This window comes from Sulfitobacter sp. CB2047, assembly GCF_000735125.2.
GTDB classification, from domain to species: Bacteria; Pseudomonadota; Alphaproteobacteria; order Rhodobacterales; family Rhodobacteraceae; genus Sulfitobacter; species Sulfitobacter pontiacus.
Window position 1 is genome coordinate 96,068 of record NZ_CP072616.1, and the last position, 16,220, is coordinate 112,287.

Annotated in this window: 13 protein-coding genes; 9 read left to right on the plus strand and 4 right to left on the minus strand. The window is 55.2% G+C overall.

Annotated features, from left to right (window positions below; genetic code table 11):
* Nucleotides 1-43 precede the first annotated feature (43 nt).
* From IV89_RS18150 to IV89_RS18185, 8 genes are all read left to right on the plus strand, one after another.
* Nucleotides 44-637, plus strand: a complete 594-nt coding sequence (locus tag IV89_RS18150; RefSeq protein ID WP_037945154.1) for a hypothetical protein — start codon at nt 44-46, stop codon at nt 635-637.
* Nucleotides 637-1,293, plus strand: a complete 657-nt coding sequence (locus IV89_RS18155; protein WP_037945153.1) for a hypothetical protein — start codon at nt 637-639, stop codon at nt 1,291-1,293. Before IV89_RS18150 ends, IV89_RS18155 begins: the two co-directional genes overlap by 1 nt.
* Nucleotides 1,294-1,361: 68 nt before the next feature.
* Nucleotides 1,362-1,655: a type II toxin-antitoxin system RelB/DinJ family antitoxin gene (locus tag IV89_RS18160; protein ID WP_037945151.1), complete on the plus strand. Its 294-nt coding sequence runs from the start codon at nt 1,362-1,364 to the stop codon at nt 1,653-1,655.
* Nucleotides 1,648-1,923 carry a type II toxin-antitoxin system RelE/ParE family toxin gene (locus IV89_RS18165; RefSeq protein WP_037945150.1) on the plus strand — a complete coding sequence of 92 codons (276 nt, stop codon included), beginning with the start codon at nt 1,648-1,650 and terminating at the stop codon, nt 1,921-1,923. The genes IV89_RS18160 and IV89_RS18165 overlap by 8 nt, the downstream gene beginning before the upstream one ends.
* Before the next feature lie 112 nt (nt 1,924-2,035).
* Nucleotides 2,036-6,298 (plus strand): strawberry notch-like NTP hydrolase domain-containing protein, encoded by a 4,263-nt coding sequence (locus tag IV89_RS18170; protein ID WP_037945149.1) that lies wholly within the window; start codon nt 2,036-2,038, stop codon nt 6,296-6,298.
* Nucleotides 6,299-6,408: 110 nt separating this feature from the next.
* On the plus strand, nt 6,409-6,624 hold the full coding sequence (locus IV89_RS18175) for a hypothetical protein (protein WP_037945148.1): 216 nt from the start codon (nt 6,409-6,411) through the stop codon (nt 6,622-6,624).
* A gap of 210 nt (nt 6,625-6,834) precedes the next feature.
* The gene (locus IV89_RS18180; protein WP_037945147.1) at nt 6,835-7,563 is read left to right on the plus strand and encodes a DUF736 family protein; all 729 of its coding nucleotides are present in this window, start codon (nt 6,835-6,837) and stop codon (nt 7,561-7,563) included.
* Nucleotides 7,564-7,921: 358 nt separating this feature from the next.
* Nucleotides 7,922-9,202: a hypothetical protein gene (locus IV89_RS18185; RefSeq protein WP_037945146.1), complete on the plus strand. Its 1,281-nt coding sequence runs from the start codon at nt 7,922-7,924 to the stop codon at nt 9,200-9,202.
* A 182-nt stretch (nt 9,203-9,384) separates the two neighbouring features.
* Here IV89_RS18185 and IV89_RS18190 read toward each other — a convergent pair whose 3' ends face one another.
* From IV89_RS18190 to IV89_RS18205, 4 genes are all read right to left on the minus strand, one after another.
* Nucleotides 9,385-9,945 (minus strand): hypothetical protein, encoded by a 561-nt coding sequence (locus tag IV89_RS18190; RefSeq protein ID WP_146152952.1) that lies wholly within the window; start codon nt 9,943-9,945, stop codon nt 9,385-9,387.
* 175 nt (nt 9,946-10,120) lie between these two features.
* Entirely contained in the window at nt 10,121-11,974 is a 1,854-nt protein-coding gene (locus tag IV89_RS18195; RefSeq protein ID WP_146152951.1) for a hypothetical protein, read from the minus strand.
* Entirely contained in the window at nt 11,971-12,471 is a 501-nt protein-coding gene (locus IV89_RS18200) for an ABC-three component system middle component 2 (protein ID WP_051844012.1), read from the minus strand. The genes IV89_RS18195 and IV89_RS18200 overlap by 4 nt, the downstream gene beginning before the upstream one ends.
* The gene (locus tag IV89_RS18205) at nt 12,459-13,490 is read right to left on the minus strand and encodes an ABC-three component system protein (RefSeq protein ID WP_037945143.1); all 1,032 of its coding nucleotides are present in this window, start codon (nt 13,488-13,490) and stop codon (nt 12,459-12,461) included. Before IV89_RS18205 ends, IV89_RS18200 begins: the two co-directional genes overlap by 13 nt.
* Nucleotides 13,491-14,412: 922 nt before the next feature.
* On the opposite strand from IV89_RS18205, the gene IV89_RS18210 reads away from it, so the two are divergent.
* Complete coding sequence (locus tag IV89_RS18210) at nt 14,413-15,342, plus strand: DUF2493 domain-containing protein (protein WP_037945142.1); 930 nt, start codon at nt 14,413-14,415, stop codon at nt 15,340-15,342.
* Nucleotides 15,343-16,220: the final 878 nt, after the last annotated feature.

Here is a 16,220-nt window from a genome sequence, read left to right on the forward strand (position 1 = left end):
TCAGATCCTGACATTCCCTTGCAACACCAAGAAAGACATCCCCATGGCTATTCTCAAGTTCTCCGCGTCCGCTGTCGCGGCGCAAATCGCGCACGCGCGCTCTTGTTCAACCTTCCTGCCCAATTGGAACGGGCCAGTCGACAGGCCCGCCCTGATCCTCATCGTTGGGAACGGGGTGCATCTGCGCTCCAACGGTATTGACGGCTCTACCACCCGTATTGTCACCACCGAGCAGTCCGATCCCAGCTTTGCCTTTGCGAACGGCATCAATCCGTTTCGGGACAGCGATTGGATGGCACAGCGTCAAATGGCGTTCCGCGATTTGACCGGACAGTTCTACACCGACATTTTGGACGATGTGCAAACACTCATTGATCGCGGGCAGGGGGCCATTCGGTTGGCAACCGACGGACATTCCATCCGCGTCTTCGTGCGTCGCGCCTCAGACTTCCTGATTGGTGGCACCTATGAGGTTCCGTCGGGCTTGGGTGGCACATTCCGAGTTGTCCTGAAGGACGCCTGCGACACCTTCGCAATCGTTCAGAACTGCGGCAACTGTGAGGACTTCGACGCCATGCAACCCTACCGCGTACCGCTCGATGCACTCATGGAGCTCGAAGACCGGAGGGCAGCATAGTGGGCTGGCTGTTTTACACCGACCGGCGGGTTCAGACCTACGCCGATGAGAAAGCAGAGATCACGCGTCTCTGCACCTTCGAGACAGATACGCGCCGCACGACACTGGTCAAAGCCAGTAAGGTTGGCTCGACGTGGTATGCGGCAGCAAAAGTTGAGAGCCTTTATGCGGCGCCTTTGGAGGATCGAACATATGTGATCGACAAAGATGGGTCGTTCACCTTTGGTGCAGTGTTCCTGACGCGCATTGACGACGGGTGTTGGGGCTACAAGGACATGGAGGAAAGCGCTGGCCCCTGTGAATCCCGCGCGCCGCTGAGCATTCTCAATCTGTTGTCCGAGTTGAAAGACCCCGACAGCTATGCCCACGCCTGGCGGCAGCGGTGTCGGGACTGGGCCGCGATCCCTGACTACGCAGAGGGCGACAAGATCAAGCTCGCATCCCCTGTGACCCTCAGCGATGGCAGTACCTGTCAGAGCGTCACAGCAACCCATTACAGGCGTGGCCGTCAAAAACGGCGCTGCTACCGCATCGAGGAAACCGGCAGCCTAGTGCGGCTTTCAAAGGCGTCTCTGGCGGGATCGACCCTTATCAGTCGCGAAATCGCTGAGGGCAGTGCGGTGTTGGCGGAGTTTTTTGCGGGGCGAAGCTCTTAGAGTGGAACTTTCCACTATCTTGATTGCGTATCTCATTTGAGATACAACAGCAACCAAAGGAGATTCATATGCCCGCTCAAACATCTATGATCCATGTCCGTGTTGATGATCAGCTTAAAGCGCAGGCCTTGGATGCGCTCTCGGGCGTCGGCCTGACGCTCTCGGATGCCGTACGCATCCTTTTGACGCGCGTGGCCGCAGAGGGCGGGTTGCCAGCGGGACTGACCGCAGATCCAGACGCCTATGACGCATGGTTCCGTTCCAAAGTGCAGGAAGCATTGGACGACTCAAAGCCGACAACTCCGCAGGCTCAGGCAATGCAAGACGCTCAGGCGCTGATTGATAAGAAGCGTCGTGCCTGATCTCGAATGGAAGGCCACGGCAATCGCAGATCTACTTGCGATTATCGACTACATCTCTGACGACAATCCAGATGCGGCCCAAGCTCTCAAGGACGAAATCGAGGTTAAGACATCACGATTGCCAGAGCACCCCCAGATGTACCGCGTGGGACGTGTTGACGGCACCCGTGAAATGGTTGTGCGTCCAAATTACATCGTGATTTATGCTGACGACCCAAGTTCCATAGTGATCTTGCGAGTGCTGCACGCAGCTCAGCAGTGGCCATAGGTAGGCCTGTTTCAAAGCCATTCAGATAATAAAAGCCCTCTCGGCACTCATAAAGTGCAAAGGGGGCTTTTTGTCCTGTGAACCTCAAACCGGATCACAAAGGACAGAAATCATGGCCCATCCCAACCAGAAGTACCCCACCCAAACTCCATCCATTGCGCAACTCAAAATAACCCTGTCGCTGATCGCCGCCGAGATCGCGCGCGGTCCTCTGCGCAGCTCCTCTCTCTCAAAGATCATTCGCGACACCTTTGGCGGTAGCGATGCCAGCGGTGCATGGAACTGGCGTATGGCCTACGACATGATGCAGGCTGCTGCTGTTCAAACACTTTTCTTGGACGCGAGCGGGTCAGACCTCCTTGGTGCTGCCAAGAACCTCGCGATGCAGCTCTTGACAGAAACACGGCGTTCCGAGCAACAGATCCGCCTGCAGCAGTTCTCGACCCCGCTTCCCTACGCGGCTCTCGCCGTGCGCGCGGCGGCGATCCGTAACGGTGAGACTGTGCTGGAACCATCTGCGGGAACAGGCTCGCTGGCGGGCTTTGCCAAGCGGGCAGGGGCCAAGCTCATTCTCAACGATATCGATCCGTTTCGCCAGCGGCTGCTTGATGTGATGTTTGACGCGCAGGCGAGCGGACATAATGCCGAGCACATCGATGATCTGCTGACATCAACAACAGCACCCAGCGTTATCGTGATGAACCCGCCGTTTGCATCCTCGGTCGATCGCTCCCGCGATAAGCATATCGCTGCCAAGCATCTCATCGGGGCCGCGAAACGATTGGCCTCTGGCGGGCGTCTTGTTGCGATCATGCCGATGGGCTTCACCCCCGAGCGGGATGCTGCACATTGGACCCGCGCGACGAGCATTCTCTCGCCGCGGCTGGCCCTGACCATCCCCGGCCATGTCTATCGCAAGCTCGGCACCAGCGTGGATACCCAACTAATGGTCTTTGACAAGGTCGATGAGGCCAGCGAGATGATCCGAACCTCCGTCGATGATCTCGATGCAGCGGTCAGTATCGTTGACCGGATCGCCAAGGCGCGTCCGATTGTGGCGTCTGTGACGGCGGCACGCTCATTGAATGTCGGGCGCCCTCTGATGGAACCCGCAGCTCACAAGGCGCGCAAGCTTGATGCGTCAAACGCATCTGCTGCCAAAACGCCAAAACACGCAGCAACACCGCTGTCGTTCACCACGCTCGAGACGCCGCGCGAAAACACCCCCATTTCCGAGATATACGCCCGCTATCGTCCGCAGCGGATCGAGATCGCTGGTGCACAGGAACACCCGACGCCGCTGGTTGAAAGCATTGCCATGGCGTCGGTCGCACCCCCCGTGCCGTCCTTGCAGGCCGCCGAGGGTCTGCGCCTGCCGAACCGCTTGATTACAGAGGGTCATCTCTCGGAAGCCCAGCTTGAAATCATCATCATGGCCAACGATGCCCACGCACGCGACTTGCCCGGCAAGTTCACCATCGATGATGACCAGACCAAGATGCTGCGCAGTGATGAGGAGGCGGCGGCCTGTGCATACCGCTTGGGATACTTTCTCGGGGATGGCACCGGCTGCGGTAAGGGCCGTGAGTGCGCAGGCCTTATTCTGGTCAATTGGCTGTCCGGGCGGCGCAAAGCCGTCTGGGTATCAAAATCCGCAACCCTGATTGAGGATGCAGTGCGCGACTGGACCGACCTCGGGGGCTCGCCTGCAGACATCCAGCCGCTCTCGAAATGGAAGCCCGACCAGCGTGTCACCATGGGCGATGGCATCCTGTTCGTGACCTACGCTACGCTGCGCTCCGCCGGTAAATGCGGCACCACGCGGCTGAACCAACTACTCGCGTGGATGGGTGACGACTTTGACGGTGTGCTCGCTTTTGACGAGGCCCATGCGATGCAAAATGCGGCTGGATCGGAACAGGGCAGGGGGGCAAAACCGTCCCAGCAGGGCCTTGCGGGTCTGCGCCTGCAATTGGCCGCTCCGCGCGCTCGTGTCTTCTATGTCTCGGCGACAGGGGCAACATCTGTCCACAACCTCGCCTATGCCTCCCGGCTCGGGCTCTGGGGCCAAGGGTTTGAGTATCCGTTCCCGAGCCGCGAGAGCTTTGTTTCAGCGATGGAAGCGGGAGGTGTGGCAGCGATGGAAGTTGTGGCCCGCGATCTCAAAACACTCGGGTTCTACACGGCGCGGGCGCTGAGCTTTGACGGGGTCGAATACGATGTGCTGGAACATGCACTGACGCCTGCCCAAACAGAAATCTATGACGCCTATGCGGGGGCGTTCCGAACGATCCACCACAACCTCGAGGTGGCGCTGACCGCGACAGGCGTCAATGATGCCTCGGGAGAGACAAATGCCTCGGCTGCAAAAGCCTCCGCCAAGTCGCGGTTCGAGAGTACAAAGCAGCGCTTCTTCAATCATCTGTTGATGGGCATGAAAGCCCCATCAATTGTCAGCGCCATTCAGCAGGATCTCTCCGACGGCTATGCCTGCGTTGTTCAAGTGGTCTCGACGGGCGAAAGCCTGTTAAAGCGCCGGTTGGAGGTGATGGATCCGGATGATGAGCTGGTCGAAGGCGCGCTGACGCCGCGCGACTACGTGCTCGGCTATCTCGAACAGGCCTTCCCTATCCACACCCAGAAGCTTGTGGAAATTGACGGTAATGTCGTCGCAGAACCGCTGCGGGATGAAACAGGGGCTTTGGTTGTTTCGCGCGAGGCATTGGCCTTACGTGATGAGGCGATGATGGACCTGATGGCGCTGGCCCCGATCCCCGCGGCACTGGATCAAATCCTCTGGGCGTTCGGGGATGAGGCCGTGGCAGAAGTCACGGGCCGGTCCATTCGCCCACTCAAATCCAGCGATGGCGCGCTCTTTATTGAAAAGCGCGCTGCGAGCAGCAATTCGTCCGAGACGCAGGCCTTTATGGATGGCGAGAAAAACATCCTGATCTTCTCGGATGCGGGTGGCACAGGACGATCCTATCATGCGGCACAAACGGCCAAAAACCAGAAGCGGCGTCGCCATTACTTGCTGGAACCCGGCTGGCGCGCGGATGCAGCTATTCAGGGACTTGGGCGCACGCATCGCTCTGCGCAGGTCAGCGCGCCGTTCTTCCGGGTCTGCACCTCGGATGTGCACGGTGAAAAACGCTTCACCTCAACAATCAGCAAACGTCTCGATCAGCTTGGTGCGCTCACCAAAGGCCAACGCGAGACTGGCTCGCAAGGCATGTTTCGCGAGGAGGACAATCTCGAAAGCCCCATCGCGCGCTCCGCGCTGCGGGGATATTACGCCGACCTTGCCGCGGGGCGAGCGGAGGCGATGGGTTATGAGGTCTTCACCGATTGGACGGCCTTGCGCCTGATCGACAAGGACGGCGTGTTGCTGGAAGAATTGCCGCCGATCCAACGGTTCCTCAATCGGGTGTTGGCGTTGCCGATCCATATGCAAAACGCGCTCTTTGCGGAGTTCATGCAGCGCATTGCTGATCAGACAGAGCGTGCACGGGATGCAGGTACGCTCGATCTTGGGGTGGAGACGCTGCGGGGCGAGACTATTAGGCAGGTTTCGGCGGAGGATCTCTGGACCTGCCCGCAATCCGGGGCTGTGACACGTATCATTGGATTGGAGGTGACGGATCCTGTTCACATTGCGCGCGCCGATGATGCCCTTCGCAATAACTTCGACAAAATCCCTATGGTCAATCGCGCATCGGGGCGGGTTGGGTTGATCTCAAAACGACCCATGCAGATGTATGACGAAGACATTGTCACCCTGATGCGCAAGGTTGTCCGGCCTACTGGAAAATCTTACCTCGAGGAAGGCAAGTTCGAAGCCTCGGCTTGGGAGGCTGTCGAGCAATCAGAGTTCATCCGGCTTTGGGACGAGGAGGCTGACAGCTTGCCCAAAACCACTACGACAAAGCTCTACCTGCTCACGGGTCTGTTGCTGCCGATCTGGAAGACCATCCCGACAAGCAACGAGCGTATCTATCGCGTCACGCCCGAAGGCCGTGCCAGCATGATAGGCCGCACGCTTAGCGAGGACGGGGCCGCAGCCCTTCGGGCGCGGTTTATGACAGGTACCCCTGAAACACCTCGTGAAATTCTGACAGCTGCCCTTGGCACGACAGCACCAGTCGATTTGGGGCGTGGCCTGACGCTCACGCGCCGCCGCGTTGCGGGCGATGTGCGCTTGGAGATTGGTGGAACGGATAAGGGTACGATTGAGGGTCTCAAGGCCCTCGGGTGTTTTACTGAAATCATCGCCTTCCAGCTGCGGGTGTTCGTGCCGCACGGTGAGGGTGTGGATACCGTGGCCATTCTGTCCCGCATTACGGGTGATAACGGCAGTACGCGCAACGCGGCCTGACCAGCGGGGCAAGTGCTCTGCATACCATGCAAAACCTCGGAAGCCAAAGCCCGCGCCAACGCGCGGTGCATTGGCTTCCTGCCCGAACAAAAAACATACTGGAGACCGATATGAACATAGAAGCTATCAAAGCCGCAGTGGATGCGGGTCAGGCCGTCCACTGGGCGAACACGGGCTACATTGTGCACAAAGACGCCCTCGGCCAATACCTGATTACTTATCGCCATGGGGGCAGCACCATCGGTCTGACGGATCAGTCGGGAACCCGCTTGAACGGGGATGAAGCGGAATTTTACGTTGTAGGTGCAAACAATGACCAGTCATAAAAACTGGATGTGCCAGTCGAAATTTTAGGAAGGACGGGGGAGCGCGTTCGGCGACGCAGGCTCTTCACAATGTAGCACAGCGGATTTGGAGACCGAGGGAGAAAGTTGAAAGCAGGCTTTCTGTTCTGTGATCCCATGAGGGGTCAACAAAGCAATCTCGGATGGTCTGGCAAGATGTCAGGTCCCGATAACCCAAGAAGGATAAGACCCATGTTCGCAGGAACCCTCACGAAAACCGCCGACACCGCAGCAGCTGTCTTCACCGGCACAATCCACAACACCAAGTTCGACATCGCAATCCAGCTGGAGACGCGCCCGAAGATGTCCGAGCGCAGCCCCGACTTCGACGTTACCGCCGTCAATAAATCCGGTCGCAAGGTGCGTATCGGCACGGCTTGGAACGAGACCGGAAATACCAGTGGTAATCCTTACATTTCGATGCAGATCGATGTTGGACTTGGCCCGTTCCGCGTTAATGCGGTGCAAACGCAGGAAGGGCGTAAAGCCAAGAGCGGTGAATTCGAGATCATCCCGTTGGTCTCAAACGGTACGATGAAATCCGGCTCAATCTCGGGCGAGCTGACGGCTATGGATGCTGACAACGCATTTGCGGGTTACATCGCCAACATGATGTTCGATTTGGACTTCATGCTCATCGAGAACGATTACAAGACCGAGGAAACCCATCCCGACTACCGGATCGAGGTCAGCTCGCCAAAAGGCAAAGCGATCCGTGTGGGTTCCGCCTGGATGGCGAAGAGCAACCGCACCGGCAACGACTACCTGTCGCTGCTGATCAACACGCCCGATGGCGATTTGCGGGTGAACGCTGTGCAGAACGAGGAACAACGTGGTGGCGACACTTTCTCGATCATTCCGTTTGTGGAGGCTGGTGATCGTGAGCAAGAAGCAGTTACCAGTCTGTCGCTCGTCGCCTGATCCATTGACTGAGAATTGTCATTCAGAGCAGGAAAATAAAGGCTGATATACAGCCACGTTAGGGGAACCGCGGCGACGCGGTTCCCCTAATGCTATGTAGTTCCATCAAAAGGCCCCTCTGGACACAGCGATTTGAACAAAGGGATGTTTGTTGCTGAAGGGCCAGGGCTAAAATGTGCTGCAGTTGCCAAGAGTCACGGTAGATTTTGGACTCCACCGCGCCTATCTTTGACCTATGCCCGAACCAACTGCTTCCAAACACGCTGCGATCGAACACATCTCACTTGAAGAATGCCGCACGATCTTAAGGTCGGCACATCGGAGCGGTGGCATCGGAATCGAGGAAGTTGTTCGGGTCATGGATTGTACTGCTCAACGAGCGGACCAGTTGCTCAGATCAATGGCCCTAGCTGGTTATCTAGAGCCTGCCGATGTGTGGAACCAAGTTTTCTTTTGGACGCTCACACCGAATGGCAATCGCCTGGCAATGGAAAGGAAACAAAAGAGGTTCGGGTCAGACAAACTTCAGGCCGCCATTCGAAAACTCGTTGCACGCGCAAAAAACATAAATTCTGATCCGGATCGACTGCAGCGCGTGACTCTAAAGCTGTTTGGGAGCGCACTCGCAGAGCGTGATGACTATGGCGATGTCGATGTATCGATTGCGTATCACAGACGTGATCTTGGTGAAGAAGAACGAGCAAGAATTGAAGAGCTGCTGGTTTCGAGACAAAGCGAACATGAACGTCAAACGATCCTAGGACAGATCATGGGTGCCGAAAAACAAGACATTCGCGAGATTAGGGGCATTCTCAAAAAGGGTTTGCCGCATGTTTCACTCATGAAGGACGACCCTATGGAGCTCGGCACACCGTTTCGGTGGCTTGTGGATCACGATATGGAAACCGACACATCTAGAAGTGTCAGTGAAGGCGTAGTGCGCCCCAACAAAGCTTCATTTTTCGAACGGGGCGAACCTGTTGTGTTGCCTGAAGCAACCATGGTTCAGGCACGCCATCGCGCAATATCTCCAGGCACAAAAGTCTCGACAAACGGTATCCTTCTTGGAGTTCAGGATGTTGCAAAGATCGAAGAGGCCATGTGGTCACCTTGGGTCAATCGAGACAGATCTTTTACACCCAATGACGTTCGTAGTGATCCAAAGGTCAAATTCGCCGGTTTTCAACATCTTTGCCCGGTGTGGAAAGAACCGGTCGGTGGGATCTTGATGCTAAAAAAAGCGCTTGAATGGTGTGATGCTAACAAGGTCTGGTTACGCGAACTGTTCCCTGTTGTGTCAATCCACCGTGGTGACCGAAGTAATATCATCCGCCTGGGCCGTGTGGGAGAGTTGATCTACTTTAAGGTTGGTCCGACGACTCAAGATGGCAGCCTTATGCCCATCAATCGCAGTCGCGTTTCGAAGATTGATCTGGCCGGGTCCTACGCCGTCGCCCGAGCATTGATAAAAATGTACACCGAAGCTCGATGCTTGAAGGCTCCATCATTTTCAGCAGAACTTTTTATTCCGCAACTGGACGTCGATTCACTCCCAGAATTCCCGAAGTTGATTAAGTCGGGCGGATTTCGAGTAGGTGCATTCAATGGTTTGATATCAGCCGAAAGGCATTGGGATTAAAAGGCTCCCGCTAGATATTTGTGTGCGGCCTAAAGCTACCGTTGGAGCGACAGTCAGGATGCCGCAAGTGCAGCCCGAATTGTAGACATTCGTTGCGAACACGAAACTGCGGGGCAGATCGACGTAGGCGGCATGGAAACAGTGAGTCTGATATGCTCCGCAAATCTCTCAATCTTTCCTTTTCACCTTCCCATACTTTGGATCGGTAGAGTTGGGTCGTTACGGTCTGACCGGCTCCAGTAGAGCCGGCAGGTTGCATCGCCTTTGGGGGTGAGGACCAAATGGTTTTCATCACCGTCTTTCGGTGTAAGAAGCTCCATACGTAGGAGTGGACCGATCCCTTTGGTGGCAAAACTGTGTTCATCCCCTTTTGCATTGCCGCCTTGATCTACCCATGCCCATCTTTGCCGTCCTGTCGCGGGGTCTGAATACCCCCGAAGTTCACTCGGAATGAAAGTAGCTTTTGCACCTCGATTACTGTAGCTGAATGTCAGATAACTCAGAATAGTTCTGGATGTTGGTGGGACTAGTTCCCAAGCGGCAGAGGCGTCATTTCTCGGCAGTTCAGGTTTCGGCGCGTCTGGGCTTTCTCCGTGTTCAAGCCCAAGTTTGTAAGCTGTGACTAGTGCGCCGGTTATGTCACCCGGTAGGTTGTTTGAGGCCCCGTATTTCCGGGCGCTGCGATCTTTAGAGACGATCCTGCGAGCCTCTTCCCGGAACATGGCTTTTATTTGTTTGTCCATTTCATCTCCTAAATACAGAATTTATGGTGTCGAACTAACGCCATATTCGGCAAGATCAGCGTTCCCGCGGCCAAGAATATTTTCAAAGGGAGTTCCAGATGTTGCATTGACATAGCTTCAAACATTCCTGCGCCCGACTAAGGTGCTGCGCTGGTCTAAAAACTAAGTATGTACTTCAGAGAAGTCCCTGCCCACCATCATAATGAATTTGCTTTATGGTTGAGGCGAGATCATTCGGTGGGTCGTTATTTTCTACCACAATAAACTGTCCGATTTCTCGAAGTTCGTTGAGGTGGGCATAGAACCGATCAGCGATTCCAGCCTTCACCAGCTCAGCGTCACCTTCGCGGTCCTCGGGTGTATCTGATTTTTCAGGTTCACGATACGCTCGTAGTGGCGTATCCAGCAGGAGGAATCCGGGGTGAGGTCTCCTCTGTTCATGACAGTAGATAAGAATCGCTACTTTGAACGCAGAATGCAAAATCGCCCGTACCCCCTTGCCATTTTGTTTCCGCTCTTTCCCATCAATAATCAGGTCATGGGCTTTGAGGTCAAAAATGACCGTATCGACACCGGGATAGCCCCAAGCGACTAATACCCGTTTGACAACCTTGGCAATTTCATGGGCTTCGGTGGTGGATAGACTAGGGTCCGCGTCTTCTGCTTTGGGCCGACCTGGAACCTTTGTCTCGTTGAGCTTCTCGATCCGACCTTCTAACCGGTCGGCTTGCACGCGACGATCAAATTCTCGCTGGAGTGAAAGAAGTGTTTCGGTTGCTTCGACGAAACGCGCCCGAACACCACGATCATCACCTTGTAATTCGCGGAATGTCGCACGCTTTGTCTCTACGGTAGGCCGCAACATCGCGACTTCATTCTCGTATTCAGAAATCTCCATGTTCGCGCGAGCAATCGCCGCATCCAACTCACTTAATTCGGCAGTGATTTTTTTGATCTCTACCTCTGCAGCTGATTGTTGGGCCTCGAGCATTCCAAGTTCGTGATCATGGTGATGATATTCTGGATCAGCGCCGCACAAAGGACAATTCATTACAGAGAATTTTCTAAGCAAGAAGCCGCCTTCTTCAAGCCCTGCAAGCCGAGCAGTGTCAGAAACGAGCGTGCTACGCAACTCGTTGAACCGAACGACCATCGCACGAAGGTCCGCCGCATTCGCCTCAGTTTCGCGGACTTGGTTGCTTGAGGACACAAGGCTAGCGCGAGCGGCGTCAATTGCCTCCTGATGCTCGCGAACAAGCGCCACAGCGCCGTCCCGTTCCGCTTCGGCGGCGTCCATTTCTTTTTCAAGCTCTTCATCGGTCCAAGAACCGTCGATGCGAGATTGCGTTTCGGAAAGTAATTCTTGAAGCACCTCAAGCTTAGCACTCTTTGCGGCCTTGAGTTCACCACCTGTTGGAACCTCGGCAACTGCGGACCCATCCACACCAGTAACCAGAAATTTTAAGAGGCTTTTATCTTCGGCCGTTGGCTGTCGTCCTTCACTGATAGCGACACTGGCTTTGCTGAAAATTTGATCTTCGTTAATGTATGTATAGCGAAACAGCAGTCGCAGCGAAAAGCTCGACTTGTTTGCTCTTTCATTTTTGAGCAGTTTGGCGCGCCGAAAGCCAAAGCGATCCAATAGAAAAGTCGAGAAATTAGCTTTTCTCTCATCGTGTTTTGCATTCAGTTTCTGGTATTCGTTCGCGCCCGAGACAATCTCGTCCAAATGGCCAATAGCTGTCTCAATTGCACCACCAGGGACAGCGCGTTGCAATGTTAGTTTTGAGCCATCGGAAAATGTGAGCCACAACATGCACTGATCTAGGCCGCTGCCTTCGCCGAGCATATCAAGGGGGTCGCGCTTGCCCAGCATGAAGTCGATTGTCTGAAGCATGAAAGACTTGCCGTGGTTCGAAGCTCCCCAAACGATGTTTAAGCCGTCGCCGAACTCGACAATCACAGGTTTGCGCTCAGGACCTCTATAGGTCAAACGGTTGATGCGCATTCTGGCTGGTGCTGTACTCATGATGGAACCTCACCAGCTATTTCGTGAGACCAGCGACCGACTCCACTCTCAAGGCGACCGAAAAAAGCGTCATGGCCTTCCTTTTCGGCACATTGGGCGATCCAATACGATGCTTCCCGCAAGCGCAGATTGTAGGGGCTTTCCATCAAGTCAACCATTGCGGCGGCCACATCTCTTGCACGAAACGTCAATCCATTTTCATCTGCGACTTTGTCGAGAAGGAATGCGCGCTCCATTAGCGCAAGCCCTTCTTCAACTAGACGTCTTCGGACAAAAAATTCGCCTTTTCTAGCTTCAACAGGCGGATGTAGGCTTTCAGGTCCTTGTGTGTCTGCTTCAATATCGCCGACATGGACTACATAGAAGTCGAGCAGCGACAAATTCTTGAGATCGAAAGCGTGCGGAGCAAACGCGTCCAGGACGATGACTGCACGCATCCCCGCTTCAAGTGGCGTGTTAAATAACTCGGGCTGAATGTCCAAGGTCATCGATCCCATCGCATGAGCTGTTTTCCATCGGAAGCAAAGTGGTGGCAAGTACCCTGCTTTACGCTGGGTGTTACTCGACGATGCTTTCCTAGTGGGCCGGTTACTTCAACCGATGCAGCCTTTTCCATCACGCCGAGAAGACGCCTAAAAAGCTCTCCTTCGTCATGCGAGCAATAGTGATCGTAGACCCCATCAAATACGTCAGTATCTACTTGGTCGAGAAGAGCTACATCAATGTTGTCTCGGAAATGCAACCGAAACGCCTTGCGTTCGAGGAATTGGCGGCGGGCACGGGTGATTTTCGGTCCATAGTCAGGATCGGCTATAACAGCGTTGTGGTCGGCGAAATCGATGCCGCGATGAGATGCAAAAACACCAACTAACTGATTAAGGTATGCAATCTCATCATCCCCCGGCGTCGACGGTATATCGCTTTCCCGCACTGTGGGAGCGGCTCCGGGATCAAGATCGAGAAGCTCGACCATCAGACCGCGCATTTGCGGCTGTTCCATAATTGTGCTGCATTTCCATAGTTCGACGTTATCAAAATTAAAGCCGTCAATCAGTTCGCGAATTTTGGAAGTAAGCGGCGCACCTGACTTTGTAATCTTTTTCTTACAATGAGCGTCCCAGTTTTCTAATAAAGCGGCAGCGATAGTTGAGGGCCTGTCAATTAAACTGAGGACAGGCCCTTCGGCCGAATTTGGCGCCACAAAAATATACCGTCGAGGCAGAGTGTAGCGTTCTTCTGACGCGTAATAGAATACCTTTCCAAGCTCCGAAAAGAACTCCCCCAGTGAAAGCGGTTTCTTGAGTTGCTTGGCTTGATAATTATCCCATGCGCCATCATATCGGGATTCCGTAAGGAAACCGACAGAATCCCTGCCTTGGTCAGCGGACGCTGTGGGCCGATCGAACCCAACATATTCGTCCCCATTTTCAATGAGTCGAACGATCCACTTCTTTATCAGTTCCTCAAGATGGTCGTATTCGAGAGCTAATATCTGGCGGGTCTCATTTAGTGGCAATGTAGCCTCTCAGGAAAAAGAACTTATTTCAAATGGCAAAAATACTGTTAATTGGTGCAGTTGACTGAACTCTACCTGCGCGAGCATCTCGGCGCCAGCTATTTTAGAGGCGGCGAATGAGTGCGTCCTGAAGACGTGCCGAACTCTTTGGAACAGCAGCCGGTTTCTAAAAATGGGCTAGGATTTGTTGTTGCGGCTTTGAAGTAGGAAGTTGAGTGAGGTGTTTTGGATGTCGGTTCCAGCCCCAGCAACATCTGTAGCTCGCAACTGTAGCGAATGGCTCCTTCCCGCCCCGTTCTACAAGAATTTGCGTGTATTGCCTCCGCCCCGCTGACTTATTTAGCGCCGCTAGAGAAAGCACTTGATCATCGACGCGGGCCCAAGCCTAACGGCCTCTCCTGCTCGGCTTCGCGTGTCGCAGGTGAGAACGGCCCTGCGGTCCGTCGCGCATGCGGCCATGCGGCCTTACCGCGATGTCGCACTGTGGGTCCCGGTTTGCCCGTCTCGCGAGCACGGCGGGTCTCGGCCACGCCTGCGGTCTTCGCTTTGGTCTGTTTTGCGGTGCAAAACGATCCCGTCACTGCACCCGCCAGCGTGTCCGGCCCCACCGCTTGCCTGCTCGCGTCGGGCAAACCTGGCGTCAAAACACACACACATGAGTATGGAAGCATATCCTCCGGATGGCCCCCAAATCAGCCCGCCTCAAGGATCGCAAAACTTTTCGGCGAGAGTTGGCTGTGTGGGGGGGTCAGTCGCGCGCATGAGGTTGCGCCTTTTGTCGGTGTCGCGCTTGGAAAACTTTTGCGCCCAGCAAGCTGGCGGCTGCGCCGTCCCTGACCCGGACAGATTCGGTGAACCAGAAATCGGCCATGCCCCCACACGCATGTGGTGGTCATCAAACTCAAACATTGGAGATGAACACATGGCCTACGAACAAGCGACAACATACGAGACAATCGAACTCTTCGGCCTGACGGAAAAAGATGCACACCTACCAATCCCGCAGGACGATATCCTGAAAGACGGCATCATCCGCGAAGCATTTGAGACCCTTCTCGGGCAGCTACGCTACACCGGACTTGAGGGAGAGATCGAGCCTCTCGCACACGGGTTGGCGACAATCCTGCAGCGCCGCAAGGTTGCCCTCGGTAAGGAAGTTGATCGCACAGCCGATAAGATCGGCGCACTGGCAAAATGCCACGATGGATCAGAGATCGCAGAGACGGCATTGGAAGAGGCACAGGCGCGCTTCGTGCACTTGCGGGAGATCGTGGATGCCATCGAGACGATGGGGGAGGCCGCTGCAGAGTGCTACGAGACTGAGACTGGCAATGCCTTCATCCCGGCATCGGGATCGCGGGCCAGCGTTCGAGCGCAAGAGACGGGAGCCATCTTCGAGGCCAAGCAGCTTCTGGAGCAGCATGATCGTGAGACCGCCGCCAAGTCAAAAGTGGAAGGTGTGCCGCTCATCGTGTCGGGGTCAACCGACTGGTCCGACATCGACGTCATCTTCCGGACCCTCGACAAGGTGCGGGATCGCATCAAGCAAAACCGCAATCAGGATATCTTCATCTGCCACAAAGGCGGCAAGCATGGGGCGGAAATGATCGCAGCCCGGTGGGCACGTGCGCGGGGCATCAATCAAGCGCGCTTTGATCCGCGCTGGTCCGCACACGGACGTGCCGCTCCGTTCAAATGCAACGATGAGATGTTAGACGATAAGTTCGCCGCGACGGGAGTTGTCCTCTTCGGCGGCAACGGGGTGGCGCTGAACCTCGGCCAGAAGGCCGAAGCGAAAGGACTGACGGTGATGCGGGTCGCGGATCCAGCGAAGACATCGGGCGAGGCATAAGTCAGAGAGGGTCACCTTCGGGTGGCCCTTTCTTCGTTCTTAAGAGCATGGGTCCAAGTTCAGATTCACGTTGATGGTCTGCAGCAAGGGTTCATTTAGGTCATGACGGTGGCCATCCGAATTTCCCGTTTCCCGAATGGCAGAGCGGTATCTCAATGTAATCCCTGTCTATTGTGTCCGCGCCGCAAATGACTTTTGTTGGGCAGCATATCACGCGCGCAGGTTTTTCAGTCGATGCCCTTTTCCCCAGACCGCACCAAAGAGATTCAATCGCGTATTGATGCGCGTTTGCAATCTGGTCAGGCAAACGATTGGGAGGTGTCGTTTCTTACAAACATGGCCGCACGGTTTCAGAAGTATGGAGGCGACACACGTCTGAGTAAGGCCCAATATGCCAGTCTGCACAAAGTCCTGAAGCTGGAACGTGAGCCATCATCACAGCCCAAATCACAGGCTAACGATAGCGCACCGCGTCCAACTCGGAAGCGCCGCACCGAGTCTTACCAACCAAAGTCCCGACCGATGTCTGTAACCCGTGCAATCACTGCACCTCGGCGGGCGGTCCGTAGGGCTCAGCGACAGATCATGGTGCCGCTCGTTATTGCGGTGGCGTTCTTCGCGCTAATTGGATCATTCTTCGATTCAACATCATCGCAATCCACATCTTACGGCTCGCCAGCGACGTCCGCACCACAAACAACGAGCACTGCTTACGTCTATGTGACGGGGACACGAGTCAATCAACGGGACGGGCCGTCTACGTCTGATCGGGTCATGGGCGTTTTGGTTGAAGGCACCCGTGTCCAGCTGCTTCGTGACCAAGGACAATGGGCGCAAATTAGGTCTGACTTGGGAATCGGCTGGATGTCCTCTAGCTT

Excerpts from the sequence above, each read along its gene's own strand:
- IV89_RS18150 (WP_037945154.1), top strand. The coding sequence starts at position 44 with ATGGCTATTCTCAAGTTCTCCGCGTCCGCTGTCGCGGCGCAAATCGCG.
- IV89_RS18160 (WP_037945151.1), top strand. The coding sequence starts at position 1,362 with ATGCCCGCTCAAACATCTATGATCCATGTCCGTGTTGATGATCAGCTT.
- IV89_RS18170 (WP_037945149.1), top strand. The coding sequence starts at position 2,036 with ATGGCCCATCCCAACCAGAAGTACCCCACCCAAACTCCATCCATTGCG.
- IV89_RS18175 (WP_037945148.1), top strand. The coding sequence starts at position 6,409 with ATGAACATAGAAGCTATCAAAGCCGCAGTGGATGCGGGTCAGGCCGTC.
- IV89_RS18180 (WP_037945147.1), top strand. The coding sequence starts at position 6,835 with ATGTTCGCAGGAACCCTCACGAAAACCGCCGACACCGCAGCAGCTGTC.
- IV89_RS18185 (WP_037945146.1), top strand. The coding sequence starts at position 7,922 with ATGGATTGTACTGCTCAACGAGCGGACCAGTTGCTCAGATCAATGGCC.
- IV89_RS18190 (WP_146152952.1), bottom strand. The coding sequence starts at position 9,945 with ATGGACAAACAAATAAAAGCCATGTTCCGGGAAGAGGCTCGCAGGATC.
- IV89_RS18195 (WP_146152951.1), bottom strand. The coding sequence starts at position 11,974 with ATGAGTACAGCACCAGCCAGAATGCGCATCAACCGTTTGACCTATAGA.
- IV89_RS18200 (WP_051844012.1), bottom strand. The coding sequence starts at position 12,471 with ATGGGATCGATGACCTTGGACATTCAGCCCGAGTTATTTAACACGCCA.
- IV89_RS18210 (WP_037945142.1), top strand. The coding sequence starts at position 14,413 with ATGGCCTACGAACAAGCGACAACATACGAGACAATCGAACTCTTCGGC.